Source organism: Mucilaginibacter defluvii (genome assembly GCF_039543225.1).
Taxonomy (GTDB): domain Bacteria; phylum Bacteroidota; class Bacteroidia; order Sphingobacteriales; family Sphingobacteriaceae; genus Mucilaginibacter; species Mucilaginibacter defluvii.
The window spans coordinates 1,172,466-1,189,302 of sequence record NZ_BAABJI010000001.1; the positions used below are offsets into that span (position 1 = coordinate 1,172,466).

Annotated in this window: 13 protein-coding genes; 11 read left to right on the forward strand and 2 right to left on the reverse strand. The window is 45.5% G+C overall.

The window, feature by feature from the left end; genetic code table 11:
- The first annotated feature begins 59 nt into the window (after positions 1-59).
- The 3 genes from ABD960_RS05270 (at position 60) to ABD960_RS05280 (ending at position 4,182) form a co-directional block, all read left to right on the forward strand.
- Complete coding sequence (locus tag ABD960_RS05270; RefSeq protein WP_345329870.1) at positions 60-1,490, forward strand: Glu/Leu/Phe/Val family dehydrogenase; 1,431 nt, start codon at positions 60-62, stop codon at positions 1,488-1,490.
- 157 nt (positions 1,491-1,647) lie between these two features.
- The gene (locus ABD960_RS05275) at positions 1,648-3,660 is read left to right on the forward strand and encodes a thioredoxin domain-containing protein (RefSeq protein WP_345329871.1); all 2,013 of its coding nucleotides are present in this window, start codon (positions 1,648-1,650) and stop codon (positions 3,658-3,660) included.
- Between the two features lie 24 nt (positions 3,661-3,684).
- Positions 3,685-4,182: an FKBP-type peptidyl-prolyl cis-trans isomerase gene (locus ABD960_RS05280; RefSeq protein ID WP_345329872.1), complete on the forward strand. Its 498-nt coding sequence runs from the start codon at positions 3,685-3,687 to the stop codon at positions 4,180-4,182.
- 47 nt (positions 4,183-4,229) lie between these two features.
- On the opposite strand, the gene ABD960_RS05285 is transcribed toward ABD960_RS05280, so the two are convergent.
- Together ABD960_RS05285 and ABD960_RS05290 are read right to left on the reverse strand one after the other, a co-directional pair.
- The gene (locus ABD960_RS05285; protein WP_345329873.1) at positions 4,230-4,922 is read right to left on the reverse strand and encodes a toxin-antitoxin system YwqK family antitoxin; all 693 of its coding nucleotides are present in this window, start codon (positions 4,920-4,922) and stop codon (positions 4,230-4,232) included.
- 60 nt (positions 4,923-4,982) lie between these two features.
- On the reverse strand, positions 4,983-7,715 hold the full coding sequence (locus ABD960_RS05290; protein ID WP_345329874.1) for an outer membrane beta-barrel protein: 2,733 nt from the start codon (positions 7,713-7,715) through the stop codon (positions 4,983-4,985).
- 251 nt (positions 7,716-7,966) lie between these two features.
- Between ABD960_RS05290 and ABD960_RS05295 the strand changes: the two genes are divergently transcribed.
- The 8 genes from ABD960_RS05295 (at position 7,967) to ABD960_RS05330 (ending at position 16,826) form a co-directional block, all read left to right on the forward strand.
- Positions 7,967-9,034, forward strand: coding sequence for a fatty acid desaturase (locus tag ABD960_RS05295; RefSeq protein WP_345329875.1), 1,068 nt, complete (start codon positions 7,967-7,969; stop codon positions 9,032-9,034).
- A 159-nt stretch (positions 9,035-9,193) separates the two neighbouring features.
- A complete protein-coding gene (locus tag ABD960_RS05300; protein WP_345329876.1) occupies positions 9,194-10,102 on the forward strand; it encodes a sugar phosphate isomerase/epimerase family protein in 909 nt (302 codons plus the stop codon).
- A 127-nt stretch (positions 10,103-10,229) separates the two neighbouring features.
- Complete coding sequence (locus ABD960_RS05305) at positions 10,230-10,781, forward strand: gluconate 2-dehydrogenase subunit 3 family protein (protein WP_345329877.1); 552 nt, start codon at positions 10,230-10,232, stop codon at positions 10,779-10,781.
- Positions 10,774-12,492: a GMC oxidoreductase gene (locus ABD960_RS05310; protein ID WP_345329878.1), complete on the forward strand. Its 1,719-nt coding sequence runs from the start codon at positions 10,774-10,776 to the stop codon at positions 12,490-12,492. The genes ABD960_RS05305 and ABD960_RS05310 overlap by 8 nt, the downstream gene beginning before the upstream one ends.
- Positions 12,493-12,530: 38 nt before the next feature.
- On the forward strand, positions 12,531-13,979 hold the full coding sequence (locus ABD960_RS05315) for a Gfo/Idh/MocA family protein (protein WP_345329879.1): 1,449 nt from the start codon (positions 12,531-12,533) through the stop codon (positions 13,977-13,979).
- A gap of 50 nt (positions 13,980-14,029) precedes the next feature.
- Complete coding sequence (locus ABD960_RS05320; protein WP_345329880.1) at positions 14,030-15,181, forward strand: Gfo/Idh/MocA family protein; 1,152 nt, start codon at positions 14,030-14,032, stop codon at positions 15,179-15,181.
- 16 nt (positions 15,182-15,197) lie between these two features.
- A complete protein-coding gene (locus ABD960_RS05325) occupies positions 15,198-16,253 on the forward strand; it encodes a sugar phosphate isomerase/epimerase family protein (RefSeq protein ID WP_345329881.1) in 1,056 nt (351 codons plus the stop codon).
- A gap of 63 nt (positions 16,254-16,316) precedes the next feature.
- Entirely contained in the window at positions 16,317-16,826 is a 510-nt protein-coding gene (locus ABD960_RS05330; protein WP_345329882.1) for a c-type cytochrome, read from the forward strand.
- Positions 16,827-16,837 lie beyond the last annotated feature (11 nt).

The window sequence follows — 16,837 nt, forward strand, 5'->3', positions numbered from 1 at the left end:
AATTTGTGTCAACTTTGCGCATATATTAACACCCAATTATTTACTCATACCAAATATCTATGTCAGATAATTCGTTATTAGATCAGAATACACACTTTTTTGGTGACGTATGCAAGAACTTTGACTACGCCGCTAAATTTACCAAACATGATGCCGGCCTGCTCGATCAGATCAGGTCATGCAACAGCGTTTACCGTTTCCGTTTCCCTATACGCCGCGGCAACGGCTTCGAGGTTATTGATGCCTGGCGTGTGGAGCACTCACACCATCAATCGCCAACAAAAGGCGGTATACGTTACAGCGAGTTTGTAAACGAGGATGAGGTGATGGCACTTGCTGCGCTCATGACGTATAAATGCGCCATTGTTAACGTGCCATTTGGTGGCGCTAAAGGCGGTATCCGCATCAACCCTAAAAGCTACAGCGTGCAGGAGTTGGAAAACATTACCCGTCGTTACACTGTCGAACTTATAAAAAAGAATTTTATAGGCCCCAGCATTGACGTACCCGCACCTGATTATGGTACCGGTGAGCGCGAAATGAGTTGGATTGCCGATACTTACGCTACCATGAACCCCGGTCAGTTAGATGCCATGGGTTCGGTAACCGGAAAGCCTATTGCGCTGCATGGTATACAGGGCCGCCGTGAAGCTACCGGCCGTGGCGTGGCTATCTCTATCCGCGAGTGTGTTGGCGTTGCTGAGGATATGCAGAAACTGGGTTTGCCAACAGGTATTTCAGGCAAACGCATTATTGTGCAGGGCTTGGGTAACGTAGGTTTTTACACCGCTAAATTTTTACAGGAGTACGGCGGCGTTATAGTTGGCATTTGCGAGTTTGAAGGCGCCATTTATAATGCTGATGGCTTGGATGTGGAAGCTGTTTTCCAGCACCGCAAGGCAACAGGTTCAATTTTAGGCTATGCCGGCGCTAAGCAGGAGTTTAAAAACTCCGGTGAAGGCCTGGAGCAGCCGTGCGATATTCTGGTACCTGCCGCTTTAGAGAACCAGATAACTGCCGAGAATGCAGACCGTATACAGGCTAAAATTATAGCTGAAGGCGCTAACGGTCCGACAACTCCGGAAGCGGAAGCCATATTTTACGCTAAAGGTGGTATTATTATCCCGGATATGTATGCCAACGCGGGTGGTGTAACTGTATCATACTTTGAGTGGTTGAAAAACCTTTCGCACGTGGCGTTCGGTCGTATCAATCGCCGGTTCGAGGAGAATAACAACCTTAACCTGGTAAACATGGTTGAGGGTATCACCGGTATATCATTAACGCCTGCTCAGCGTGCAACTATCGTTAAAGGGTCGTCGGAACTGGAACTTGTTAACTCAGGTTTGGAAGATACCATGATCCGCTCGTACCACGAGATACGTGAAACTTATAAGCTGGAAAAAATTGATACCCTGCGTACGGCGGCCTTTGTTGGCGCTATTAACAAAATAGCTGTATCGTACCAAAACCTCGGTGTTTGGCCATAATTACAGCCGCAAAATATGTTTATCAGCGCCGTTGCATTTCAATGCAGCGGCGTTTTGCTTTAGCGAAATTATAACCGGGGCATGATAGAGTTACCGTTTGTTTAACACAGATTTGCATTTAACGAAAACAAATCATCGCCCGTAAAATTAATATTAAATGAACCATCTGGCTAATTCAACATCACCATACTTACTTCAGCACGTTAATAATCCGGTTGACTGGTACCCATGGGGGCCTGAGGCTTTGCAAAAAGCCAGGGATGAAAACAAGCTGATACTGGTAAGTATTGGTTACTCTGCCTGTCACTGGTGCCACGTAATGGAACACGAGAGTTTTGAGGATAAGCAAGTGGCCGCCGTAATGAACGAGTACTTCGTGTGCATTAAGGTTGACCGTGAGGAACGCCCCGATGTAGACCAGATTTATATGAGTGCCGTGCAATTGATGACCGGTCGGGGTGGTTGGCCGTTAAACTGCATCTGCCTGCCCGATCAGCGGCCTATTTACGGCGGTACCTACTTCCGTAAAAATGAATGGACATCCTTATTGTTTAACCTCGCCGATTTTTATAAGCAAAAACCAAAGGAGGCGGAAGAGTATGCGGTGAAATTAACCGAAGGCATTAATCAATACGAGTCGGTTGATTTTATTGAGAAAACAGAAGATAGGTACACACAAAAGGATCTGCAAACGATTATCAATAACTGGAAAAAGTATTTTGATAACGTTGAAGGCGGCTTTGGCGCGGCGCCCAAGTTCCCGATGCCTAACAGCTGGATCAGCCTGATGCGTTACGCGCATCTAAGCAAGGATGCCGAGGTGACAGCCGCGGTGGAACTGACATTAAAAAAGATGGCTTACGGTGGCATTTACGATCATGTAGGCGGCGGTTTTGCACGTTACGCGGTTGACGGGCACTGGCATGTGCCGCATTTCGAAAAGATGCTATATGATAACGGGCAGCTGTTAAGCCTTTATGCCGAGGCCCATAGCTGGAAGCCAGATATGCTTTACAAGCAGGTGGCTACAGAAATCACTGAGTTCGTTTTACGCGAGCTCACATCAGAGGATGGTGGCTTTTATTCGGCGCTTGATGCGGACAGCGAAGGGGTAGAGGGCAAGTTTTACACATTTACTAAAGCTGAATTGTACCAAATTCTTGGTGATGATGCAGATCTGTTCAATATTTATTATAACGTTACTGAAAATGGTAACTGGGAGGAAGAACGTACCAATGTATTTTTCCGTAACCGGGATGATGAATCGTTAGCTGCTGATCTTGGGCTTAGTGTGGATGACCTGCAACGAAAAATACGTATACTCCGCGAACGCTTGCTTGATGCCCGTGGTTTACGCGTAAGGCCGGGGTTGGATAACAAGATTTTAGCCTCCTGGAACGGGTTGATGCTGAAAGGGCTTTGCGATGCCTACCGTGCTTTTGGTGAGGCTGAATATCTGCAATATGCTTTGTCAAATGCTAACTTTATATTGAATAACCTGATTACTTCTGCAGGTAAATTATCCCGTTTGTACAAAACGGATATACCGGGCGGCGAGGGTTTGGCTTTTCTGGATGATTATGCTAATGTTATCGATGCTTTTATTACTCTGTATGAGGTTACATTTGATGAAGAATGGATAACCAAAGCACGTAGCCTTGCTGATGTAGCAGTCAATAATTTCTATGATGAAGAGGGCGGCATATTCTTTTACACTGCTGCTGATGATGAACTGCTGATTGCCCGTAAATCAGAAATAATGGATGGTGTAACGCCTGCATCAAACTCAACCATGGCGCGTAACCTTAAAAAGCTCGGGCTTTTGTTTGACAATGAGCAATACCTGGAAGTTTCGGCACAGTTACTGCGGAATATTATGCCGTACCTGGGTAAGTATGGCTCGGTTTACTCTAACTGGATCATGCTGCTTACGGATGAGGTTTACGGGGTGTATGAAGTGGCGGTAACCGGTGATGATTTTGAAAACCATCGCCGTGATATTGAGAAAAAGTATATTCCCAATAAAATAATGTTGGGTGGCACCGCGGGAAGTTTACCTTTGCTGCAAGGGAAGTTTGGGGATGAAACACAAATTTTTGTGTGCCGCGATAAAACCTGCGGCTTACCATCCACAACTGTTAACGAGGCTTTAAAACAAATTGAAGCCTGATTACTTATATTAAAAACGACTATAATGAAAATTGAACCAAAGCACGTAGTATCATTAACATATGACTTGTATGTTGACAACAACGGTACCGAAGAAAAAGTAGAAAGCGCGACCGAGGAGCAACCACTTACCTTTTTATATGGTGCAGGCCAGATGCTGCCAAAATTTGAAGAGAACTTAAGCACGCATTCAACCGGTGACAGCTATGAGTTTCGCCTCACTGCCGAAGATGCGTATGGTGAATATGACGAAGAGGCTGTTGCCAATTTGCCAAAAGAAATGTTTGAAGGAGCAGAAATCCCGGAGATAGGATCGATCATCCCGTTACAGGACAACAATGGCAACCGTTTCCGTGGCCAGGTGGTATCAGTAGCGGAGGATGCGGTTATTGTGGATTTAAACCACCCGATGGCTGGTCAGGAATTGCACTTTAAAGGCACTATACTGAACGTACGCCCGGCAACCGAAGAGGAACTGGCCCATGGCCATGCCCACGGTCCGGATGGTCATCACGATCACTAAGATCATAAAGCAAAAGAGGCGCCTGACAGGCGCCTCTTTTGCTTTTGTTAAAATAAAACTCTGCCCCGGCTATCAAACCGGCAGGTAACTATAATCGTCATACCTACGTTTTGGCCGTTTTTGGATGCAGGCAAAAATATTTTATCCTCAGGCTCAATCGCGTCTAAAGGCATATCTGCAACCTTATTGATATTAATAAAACCACCCGGCCGTGTTATCCTGATCTTAAAATCCGCAAGGCGCCCGCCCGGGCTAACTAATAATTCAACCGTAGCGACAAGTGTGGTATAATCAAATTCCTCTAACCCGGCAGGCATTTGTATCAGCTTTACGTATGGCATGTAGCCAAAATATACGCTTCCGGGTTTTATAGGTGGCGCTATAGCATCGTTAGGTTTTATCTCGTCGTCTATAATATATCTTACCGAGCGCATGGTATCAACAGGAGAGGAGTATACGATAGCATGTTTGTCGTAATCATAATTTTGCAGCAGTTGCCCGGTCTTGCTGTAATAATGCCACATGCCTACCCGCTTGCCGCGCTCGTAACGGCCACTTGCTATTACCGTTTTTTTACGGTAGATGGCCTGGTAAAACCCATGCCTGATTGAGGGGCTATCCGCTAAAACAGAATATCGTTCCTGCACATCCTGTATCAGCTTCTCATCCCGTTTTTGTGTTACCTGTGCAAATAAATTCAACGTAGTTACGCAAAGCAATAAGGCAAAAAAGTATTTCATCGTTATTAGAATAAAAAAAGCCGGCTTAGGTTTATTTTCTAAAAAAATAATTTTTGCGCTTTATCCTCTGCGTCCCCCTCCGCCACCTCCGCCGTTGCCGCGTCCACCTCGTTCAGCGCCGCCTTCCCGGCGTTCGTCACGATTACCGCCACCCATACCACGGCCCGCAAATTTGCGGAAACGGTAGCTAAATGTAAACAAAAAGTATCGCCCCAAACGGTTAGTCCGCGAATCCACAGTTACATTACCGTTTACTGAACGGCTGATACCGGTATTCTGGTTCAGCAAATCAAACCCTTGTAGCCTGAACGATGCTGAATTTTGTGCCAGAAACTGGTACTCTATATAAGTGCTAATAATAGCCGGGTTAACACTGCGCGAGCCAAAGCCGCTGTTTATTTGTTTGTATATATTGTAACCCAGTATCCACCCATCAAAAAAGTAATTGCGGCCATCAAGACCAATATTCCAGGTATTCACGTTGCGGTTAAGCGGGCGTTCATCATTAGTTAAACTATTTTTTGAGGTATTAATGCTATAGCTACCGCTAATCTCGGTGTCCATCACACTATCAATATCTGCGCGGAATTTTAAGCCCTGTGTTAAAACAAGATTTTTAACCAGGTTACGTTCATTCTCAATAAATGTTACCTGATTATTATAATTGCTACTTCCGTTAAGCGACACCGTGAACGATTTATTGGTAAAGGGTTTGGTGGTAAAAGCATAATTGCCGTTGAGGGAGTAAAACCCATCGGTATTTAAATAGCGGGTTTCCTGTATTAAACGCCCGGTGCCCGAGGTATCATCAAGCCTGACAGGTTTGGTGTTTGATACGATATTATTAGAAGTGGTATTATAATCTACATTAACAAATAATGAATTGCCGCTTTGTACATTAAACTGGTTAAAGCGCAGGCTGTAACGCATGTTAAACTCCGGCTTCAGGTCAGGGTTGCCATACACCCGGTTCTGCGGATTTGAAAGGTCGGGCTTAGGTTGTAACTGATAAAAGCTGGGTTGCTGGTTTGAGCCGTTAAAGTTAAAGGTAAGCGTACGGTTAGGTGTAAACTTGTAAATAAAATTGGCGTTAGGTATATAATTAACCGTATTGCGCGATGTACGTGTCCCCTGAAACTCGCCCTGCAAAGTAGTAGGTTGTAAACCCATACCCAGTGTTAAATTGTACTTAGTTTTAATGCTCCGCAAGTTTAAACCAAAACGGTTATTAATAAACTGGTAATTATAGACCGTGCTTAACGAATCAACATAAGTGAGCTCGTTGGTGTACGGATTAATACGATAGTTAAAACGATCGTTCTTGTTATCGGTATAACTATAATTGTAATTAGCTTCTAAAAAGGTGGTTTGGCTGAGTGGCTCTGTATATGAAAGGCTTGCTCCGAAGCGATCCGTTGAGCCGGCGGTATTTATCTGCTGATATATGGTATCGCGCAAGCCGTTTTGCTGATTTTGGGCGTTGTATAAATCCTGCGAACGGTTGGTGTTGTCAGATGAATTCGCATTCAGGTTGATACTGAAATTGCGGCCCTTTTTTTTGAACCGGTGATTAAACAAAAAATTACCCCCGTAGTTAGGCGAGCGGTTATTGCCGTTATTATATTGCTGCCCAACATCGGTAACGCCATTTCGGTTATTTATAAAGTCGAGCTTATTGTCATTACCTGATGTGCTGAGGCTAAAGTTAGGGCTAATCTTAAAAAAATTAAGGGTATCAGGTTTGTATTCCAGGTTAAAATCAACGTGATGGCTGGTGTTCCAATTGGTGTTATTGCTTTGGTTGTTACGGGTAATAGCCCCTGAAGTGTAAAGTTCTTCCCTTAGGGATGATGAGATAGTATTGCGGTCATTGTCATCAATACTATAACGTCCGTCAAATTTTATTTTCTTCCCAAATTCATTACTGTACCTTACCTGTCCGGATCGCTGCGTGTTTATACCGTTTTGGTTACCATCGGTATTATTAAAATTTCCCAGTACTGAAATTTGTTCCTGATTGTTAAAATGATTGGCAAATACGCGGGTGTTAAAGCGTTTCTCATTACCAACACCGGCGTTTAAGCGGCCAAAGTTGCCAACGTTACGGTTCTTTTTAATAGTGATGTTTAATATTTTGGCGGGTTCGCCGGTTTTTATACCGGTTAGGTTAGCTTGGTCGCCATAGTCATCAATTACCTGTATGTTCTCCACAATATCGGCCGGCAGGTTTTGCGTGGCCAGTTTAGGGTCGCCCGCAAAAAAGTCTTTACCGTTTACACGTACCTTGGTAACCGCCTTGCCGTGCGCGTTGATGTTGCCATCTTTATCAACCTCAATGCCGGGCATTTTCTTCAGCAGGTCCTCGGTCGGGGAGCCGTCTCGCACCTTATAGGCCGCGGCATTGTATTCTACAGTATCCTGCTTTATAGTGATAGGTGGTTTGATCGCGGTAATATTTACAATACTCAACAGGTTATATTGCGTTTTTAATTTAATAGGTTTTAAACTGGCTGATGCCTCGTCGGTTAGCTTAAATTCACCTTTGTATATTTCATAGCCGATACCGGTTATGGTAAGTTTAAAAGTGCTGCCCTTTACCGCCGGAAACTTGAATTTTCCTTCCATATCGGTCGCGACGCTCATGCTGTCGGTAGGTGTTATCAGCTTAACGCTGATACCGGGTAGCGTAACGTTGGCACTATCAACTACTGAGCCAGTAACCTGGCGGGCAGTTTGTGCATGTACGGTTATAAAAAGTGTAAGTGTAAAAAAGGTAAGTAGTAGTTTTTTCAAGTGGCTAAGGGGGTTAGTTGGGGTGTTGGACGATGAAGATACCGCATAGTTTAACACCCCCGTACAGTGTAATATAAATGTTGCACTAAAAATGTTTGGCAGACAATTAAACCCTCATTTATGCGTTTGAGTATTATAATCTCTCAGCAAGTATATTCACACGCGTTGTAAGATTTTTACATTAGTGTGATAAATAATACTTATCTTCCCACTTTCCTAATAGTTTAAAAATTTAAATCCATTTCAAATTTATGGCCTTTATTCATACGGTACTCGAAGCACCTGCATACGGTTGGCAGGATGGTGATGGCAATCTTTCGAAACCTTCGCCAGCCAAAATTCTAAAAGCATTTGCAAGCCGCATGAATGTTTTTAAAAACCGCCGCAATTGGCTCCCCTTAATGAGCTGGCTGATGGTGTTGGCGTTAACGCCTTTTTTCCTGCTTTTCATATTTAAATATTTTAGCCTAAAACTGCTGCTTATCACTTTTATATACAGCATGGTGGTTATGGGTACGCATGGCACTATCTGGTACCATCGTTACTGCACACATAGGGCTTTCAAATTCCGCAATAATTTTTGGCGTTTTGTTACCCAAAATCTTACATTGAAAATTATCCCTGAGGAGATATATGTGATCTCGCACCATGTGCATCACGCCCTGTCTGATCAGCCGGGCGACCCATACAACGCGTCGGGTGGCTTTTTGTATTGTTTTTTAGCGGATGCCAATCATCAACCTATAAATCGCAACATGAGCGAGAACGATTACAACCGTTGCGTAACCCTGATGAAACACACAGGGGTAAAAGCCAATACTTATGCGCAATATAAAAAGTGGGGTACGGTGGCTAACCCGTTTTATAGCGTAGCCGGTGTGTTATTAAGCTGGGGGTTTTGGTTTACCGTATTTTACCTGCTTGGTGGTATAGCTTTAGCTTGCGCGCTGCTTGGCGCCGCCGGTTTTTGGGCGGTAGGCGTGCGTACCTTTAATTACGAAGGCCACGGCAAAGGTAAGGATATGCGCCGCGAAGGGGTCGATCATAATCGTAACGATATGTCGGTTAATCAGTTGTGGCCGGGTATTGTAGCGGGCGAGTGGCATAATAATCACCACTTGTTCCCTAAAAGCGCGCGTTCGGGCTTTAAGCCATACCAGGTTGATATGGCTTGGTATTACATAAAAGCCATGCACTTTTTTGGTGCGGTAACTTGTTATAATGATTCCAAAAAACGCTTTTATCAGCAATATTATAAACCTGTGCCCGTGGTAGAAAGGGTATGCCCCAAAACCGGGCTGATCCTGACCGAAATTTAAAATATGATAACAGCCACCGGCAAGGTGGCTTTTTTGTATGCGGCATTTTTGCCTTTTAATGTTTCATTTTAAGGGAGCAATAACTACTTTAGTAGGGCAGATGCCGTGGTGATGCTTTTTTTACCATGCGGTGTTTGTGATACTAACCAGTTACAAACCATGAGTTACTCCCGAAGAAGTTTTTTAAAAAGCTCGGCTATGTTGGCCGCCGCGGCGGCTTTACCGAGTTACGCCGGTGCTGCCGATAACAAACTGCATCGCAACGTGCTGCAATTGTACTCCGTACGTGATGAAATGCGTACCGATCCCAAAGCCACGCTGAAACGCCTGGCAGAGCTGGGTTACCGCCACGTAGAGCATGCCAACTACTCCGACCGTAAATTTTATGGCTTTACCGTAAAGGAATTCAAAGCTATATTGAATGATAACGGCTTAACTATGCCAAGCGGGCACACTACCATGGCCCGGCAAGACTGGGATGCTTCTAAAAATGATTTTACCGATAAGTGGAAACAAACCGTTGAGGATGCCGCCGCTATCGGTCAACGTTTTGTGATCAGCCCGTCATTATCAGGCGCGGCCATGACCGCCGATGAGATGAAACCTTATATGGAGCAGTTTAATAGGTGCGGCGAGCTGTGCAAAAAGTACGGCATGAAATTCGGTTACCATAACCACGATTTTGAATTTGAACAACGCATTGATGGTATACTCTTGTATGATTTTATGCTGCAACATACAGATCCGGCGCTGGTTGCCCAACAACTGGATATTGGCAATATGTATATGGCCGGCGCTAACGCGCTCGACTACATAAAAAAATATCCGGGCAGGTTTGAGCTGATGCACGTGAAAAACATGATAAAAGCCGGCCAAGAAAACGGCAAACCCAAATACGAAAGCTGCCAGCTTGACAAAGGTTTGCTTCCGTTAAAACAAATACTTAAGGCCGCCAAAAAAACTGCCGGAACATCATATTTTGTAATAGAGCAGGAAGAATACCAGGGGCTTGGCCAAAGCGAAAGCGCGGGTATTGATTTGGCCGTAATAAAAAAATGGGGCTATTAGTAACTTATTTATGGCATAATACTTTTTTAATAATAAAGTTATTAAGTTTGGAAAGCACGGCTTTCTATAGTCAAACCTGCATTTAGCGCACGGTGGCGTTAAATAAATCAACACTGATAATAGTTTAATGGACAGAAGAGTTGCGATTAAAAATCTGGCGTTAGTATTAGGGGGAGCTACGCTTTTTCCGAAGGATATGCTTGCGGGCAGCAGTAATTTGATACAATTAAAAAACGTAAAAATTACGCTTGCGCAAGAAAAACTACTTGCCGAGGTTGCCGAAACCATTATACCTAAAACAACCAGCCTAGGCGCTAAGGACATGGGCTTGCACCTTTTTGTATTGCTTATGCTGGATGATTGCTACAACAAGCAGGATCAGCAGCAATTTACCGAAGGGCTAAAACAATTTGCAGCGTTGGCCGCTAAAACGAGCGCCAAGCCATTCGCATTATGGCCGCAGGCACAACGCGAGGCATTGCTTTTAACGTTTGAAAACGGAAAGGCCGGCACCAGTGAGTTAAACGCATTTTACCGCATTACTAAGGATAAAACGGTACAGGGGTACACCCAATCAAAATATTTTATGACAAAAAAGGTGGTTTATGAGCTTATACCGAGCAGGTATAATGTAGACGTGCCTGTAAAAACCAATAATACAGCAGTAAAGCATGGCTAATTTAAACATCGACAGCGTTAAGGAACGTACCTTCGATGCCATAGTTATCGGATCGGGAATAAGTGGGGGCTGGGCTGCCAAGGAGCTTACCGGAAAAGGACTTAAAACGCTGGTACTTGAGCGTGGCCGGGATGTTAAACATGGTATTGATTACCCTACCACCAATATGTACCCCTGGGAATTTAAGCATCGCAATGAGATGCCATTATCGGTACGCGAAGAAAATCCTATAGTTTCACGCTGCTACGCTTTCCATGAAGATGCAGCGCACTTTTTTGTAAAGGATAAAGAGCACCCTTACATACAGGAAAAACCTTTTGATTGGATACGCGGCTACCAGGTAGGCGGTAAATCGCTGCTATGGGCGCGCCAAACCCAGCGCTGGAGCGACTTTGATTTTGAAGGCCCTGCGCGCGATGGCTTTGCTGTCGACTGGCCTATCCGTTATGCCGACATAGCGCCATGGTACAGCTACGTCGAAAAATTTGCCGGTATATCGGGCAATAAAGATGGTATTGCCGAACTGCCTGATGGTGAATTTTTACCGGGCTTTCCATTAAATACAGTCGAAAAATATTTTAGCGATCACGTTAAAAAAGCTTACAGTAACCGACACGTGATCAGCGCGCGTTGCGCGCACCTTTCAAAGCCTGAGCCAATCCACTTTGAGCAGGGCAGGGTACAGTGCCAGAACAGGGTGCTTTGCCAGCGTGGTTGTCCGTTTGGTGGCTATTTTAGCAGTAATGCCTCAACCATTCCATGGGCCATGAAATCAGGCAACATGACCTTGCGCCCGTTTTCAGTAGTGCAATCGATTATCTACGATGAAAACAAAGGAAAGGCAACCGGCGTACGTGTTATCGACACGAACACCAAAGAAGTTATTGAATATTACGCCCGCATTATTTTTGTTAACGCGGCAGCATTAAATACCAACATGATATTGCTTAACTCTACCTCAAACCGTTTTCCTAACGGCCTGGGTAATGATAGCGGCGTGCTGGGCAAATACGTAGCATTTCACCTTTATACGGCTACTGTTAATGCCGATGTGGATGGATACACCGAATTCAAAACCGAAGGCCGCAACCCGGCCGGTGGTGGGTATATACCACGTTTCCGTAACGTTTACAAGCAGGAAACCGATTTTCTGCGTGGTTATGCTGCCGGTTTAGGCGCGTATCGTTCAACGCATACCGATTCATCAGGTGTTGGCAGTAAACTAAAAGACAGTCTGGCTAACCCTCAATTGGGCGGCTGGAGAGTAGGCTCGCACATGATGGGCGAAACCATACCAAAAGAAAGCAATTACGTAAAGCTGGATAAGGATCAGAAAGACCAGTGGGGCATGCCGCTACTACGTATCTCGGTTGATTATGATGATAACGACCGTAAAATGACCAACGACTACCTGGAGCAGGTAGGCGAGATGTTTGAAACGGCCGGCTTCAAAAACATACGTAAGGAAATAACCCAGGGCAAAGCGCCGGGTCTGGATATTCACGAAATGGGCGGCGCACGCATGGGGCATGATCCAAAAACATCCATCCTTAACAAATGGAACCAGGTGCATACCTGCAACAATGTGTTTGTTACCGATGGTGCCTGCATGACCTCAACAGCCTGCCAAAACCCTTCATTAACCTACATGGCTTTTACCGCCCGCTCGGTTGATTACGCCGTTAGTGAAATGAAAAAAGGAAACCTCTAAATCAATTAAATTAAACATAATACACCGGTATTACTACTATGACTAAGGAAACTGAAAACAATTCGAGACGGAGTTTTATCAAGAGCGGCGCGCTGGCAGCGGCCGGTTTCATGATTGTGCCACGCTACGTGCTTGGCGGTAAAGGTTATACTGCACCAAGCGATAAGCTGATAGTTGCCGGTATTGGTGCCGGTGGTAAAGGTAAAAGCGATATTGCCAACTTCTACAAAAGCGGTAAGGCTGAGATAGCTTACCTGTGCGATGTAGATGATCGCGAGGCGGCGGAATCGGTAAAGAATTTCCCTAAAGCTAAATACTATAAAGACTGGCGTAAACTGCTGGAAAAAGAGCACAAGCATATTGATGCCGTTTCGGTTTCAACGCCTGACCATAACCACGCCATTATCGGGCTGGCAGCAATGCAGCTTAAAAAGCACGTATATATACAAAAACCATTAACCCACGATATTTACGAGGCGCGTGTTTTAACCGATGCCGCTAAAAAATACAAAGTGGTAACCCAAATGGGTAATCAGGGTTCATCAGGAGATGGTGTAAGGCAGTTAAAGGAGTGGTTTGATGCAGGCCTTATCGGCGATGTAAATACCATTTACTGCTGGACAGACCGCCCGGTATGGCCGCAGGGTATTCCATGGCCATCAAACAAAGCAACCATACCTAAAGAACTGGATTGGGATTTATGGCTGGGTACTGCACCAAATAAGGATTATATCGAAAAATTAGTACCGTTTAACTGGCGCGGCTGGTGGGATTATGGTACAGGCGCGTTAGGCGATATGGGTTGCCACATTATGGAGCCCGCTTTCCGTCTGTTAGATCTTACCTATGTAAAGGATGTACAATCAAGCGTGGGTACGGTTTATACTGACATCTTTAGGAAAGGTTATTTCCCTGAAAGCTGCCCGCCATCAAGCCATATTACCATGACGTTCCCTAAAACAGCCAAAACCAAAGGCGATGTAACCATTCATTGGATGGATGGCGGTATACAGCCGGAAAGGCCTGCCGAGCTTGGCCCTAATGAAACATTTGGCGATGGTGGTAACGGTATGCTGTTCGTTGGTTCAAAAGGTAAAATGATGGCCGGTACTTACGCGGTTAACCCGCAACTGTTGCCAACCTCGCGCACCAAAGAAGCAAACGTTCCGCAAACAATAAAACGTGTGCCGGGTGGCGATAACGGCCACTACGCGCAATGGGTTGAGGCTTGTTTAGCCGGTTACGGTAAAATGGAAGTGAGCTCGCCGTTTGAGATTGCCGGTCCGTTAACCGAGGCATTGCTGATGGCCAACTTATCAATCAGGGGCCATGCCGTTGAGGTTAAAGATGCACAGGGCCGCAGTTCGTTCCCTGGTAATGATATTAAACTGATCTGGGATAACCAGAACATGAAGGTGACCAACTTTGATGCCGTTAACCAATACGTAAAACGCGAATACCGCGAAGGCTGGAAACTGGGTGTATAATTGCCCCCGCCGCCTGAGCGAATAAATATCTGAGAATATAAACACAACCGATGAAACTGAAATTAGCAATGATTGGCGGTGGACAGGGTGCCTTTATTGGTGCTATACACCGCATTGCCTCACGTATTGATGACCATTATGAACTGGTGGCCGGCGCATTCAGCAGCAATGCCGAAAAATCCCGCGCCAGCGGCTTAGCACTTGGTGTATCACCTGAGCGTGCCTACACTTCGTACCAGGAGCTTATCGAAAAAGAAAAGCAATTGTCCGAGGACGAACGCGTACAGGTAATCAGCATAGTAACACCTAACCATGTGCACTTTGAGCCAACCAAACTGGCTTTGGAGAATGGTTTTCACGTGATATTGGATAAACCCATGACCTTCTCGCTGGACGAGGCAAAGGAACTGGAAAAGGTAGTAAAAAGCAGTGGTAAGCTGTTTTGCTTAACACATACTTATACCGGTTATCCAATGGTAAAAGAGGCAAAGCAACTCATTGCTTCAGGTAAGATCGGTAAGGTGCGCAAGGTATATGTAGAATATCCGCAGGGATGGTTAAGCACATTTTTAGAAGGAGAGGATAACAAACAGGCCTCATGGCGTACCGATCCGGGTAAGAGCGGAATAGCCGGTGCCATGGGCGATATCGGTACCCATGCCTTTAACTTGGCCGAATATGTTACCGGCCTGCAAACCACCAAGCTGAATGCCGATATCAACGTAGTAGTTGAAGGCCGTAAGCTGGATGATGACGGCGCGGTGCTGTTAAAATACGATAATGGTGCAAGTGGCGTGCTGATGGCTACCCAAATTGCCGCGGGCGATGAGAACAACGTTAAAATACGTGTTTATGGTGAAACCGGCGGCATTGAGTGGCAGCAGGATATAGCCAATACCTTATTGGTTAAGTACCTAGATAAGCCAACCGAAATATGGCGTACCGGCGGCGGCTACACCAGTAGTTTTGTAACCGGTAACATGCGTGCGCCGGCCGGTCATCCCGAAGGTTACCTGGAAGCCTTCGCCAACCTGTATAAAAACTTCGCCTTAACGGTTAAAGCAACAATTGAAGGTAAGGAAGCTGAGGCTGTATGGCTTGATTTTCCGGGTGTGGAAGAAGGTGTACGCGGGATGGCGTTTGTGGAGAACGTGATCGCCTCGGGCAAATCGGATAAAAAGTGGACTGATTTTGTGATCTAAAACCAATAAAACATATATGAGAACCATTAAAGGACCCGGAATATTTTTAGCCCAGTTTGTTGGCCCTAACGCGCCGTTTGATAACCTGAAATCTATTTGCGATTGGGCAAAGGGTTTAGGCTACAAAGGTGTGCAACTGCCAACCAATGATCCGCATTATATCGACATACAAAAAGCGGCCGAAAGCCAAACTTATGCCGACGAGATAAAAGGTATTGTTAACGAGGCAGGTTTAGAGATCACTGAACTTTCAACCCACCTGCAAGGTCAGTTGGTTGCCGTCAACCCGGCTTACGATCAGTTGTTCGACGCCTTCGCGCCCGAGCAGTACCGTAACAACCCCAAGGCGCGTCAGGAGTGGGCGGTACAGCAGCTAAAATACGCTGCTAAAGCATCGCAAAACCTTGGTTTAAATGCCCATGTAACCTTTAGCGGCGCGCTGATATGGCAAACCGTTTACCCATGGCCGCAACGCCCCGCAGGTTTGGTTGATACCGCATTTACCGAGTTAGCCAAACGCTGGGAACCTATCCTGAACGTGTTTGACGAGCATGGTATTGACCTTTGCTATGAGATCCATCCGGGTGAGGATTTGCACGATGGTATTACTTATGAGATGTTCCTTGAAAAAGTGAACAACCATAAGCGTGCCTGCTTGCTGTATGATCCATCGCACTTTGTGCTGCAATGCCTGGATTATTTGGAGTATATCGACATCTATCACGAACGTATAAAAATGTTTCACGTTAAGGATGCCGAGTTTAACCCGACCGGTCGTCAGGGTGTGTATGGCGGTTACCAGAACTGGGTTGACCGTGCAGGCCGTTTCCGCTCATTAGGTGATGGTCAGGTTGATTTTAAGGCGATCTTCAGCAAAATGGCGGCTTACGATTTTGAAGGCTGGGCTGTGCTGGAGTGGGAGTGTGCCCTTAAACACCCGGAAGATGGCGCGCGCGAAGGTGCCGAGTTCATCAAGAACCACATTATCCACGTAACCGATCATGCCTTTGATGATTTTGCATCAGCAGGCGGCGACGAAGCGTATAACAGAAGATTACTGGGGTTGCAGTAAAACCTCAATAAAGCCCTCTCCAAAATGAGAGGGCTTTTTTACCATTAGCTTAATACCATACCTATGAAAAAGCTTTTTTTGATTTTTGCAGCCGGTGTGCTGTTCGCCTCATGCGGCGGAGAAACCAAAACCAATACGGAAACTGCGGATACTACCGCTGCTGACGCGACAGAAGTAGCCGCGACTGACTCGGCTGCTGACAACGATACAATAACGCCGACTGATAAACCGGTATCTCAACCTCCGGCTGAGCAAAAGGAACAACCCGAGAAAAAAGAACAGCCGGAAAAGCCCGAGAAGCCCGAAGCTGTGGCCGGATCCGTAAAAGGCGGCGAACTGATTAAGGCCAGCGACTGCCTTACCTGCCATAAAGAAGATGTTAAATTAGTCGGCCCGGCGTATGCGGATGTTGCCAAAAAATACAAACCAACCGCTGCCAATATTGATATGCTTGCCGATAAGGTAATAAATGGCGGCTCGGGCAACTGGGGCCAGATACCGATGAGCCCGCATCCTAATGTGTCAAAAAATGATGCAAAAGAGATGGTAAAGTATATATTAGCGGTTAAATAATAATTAAACCA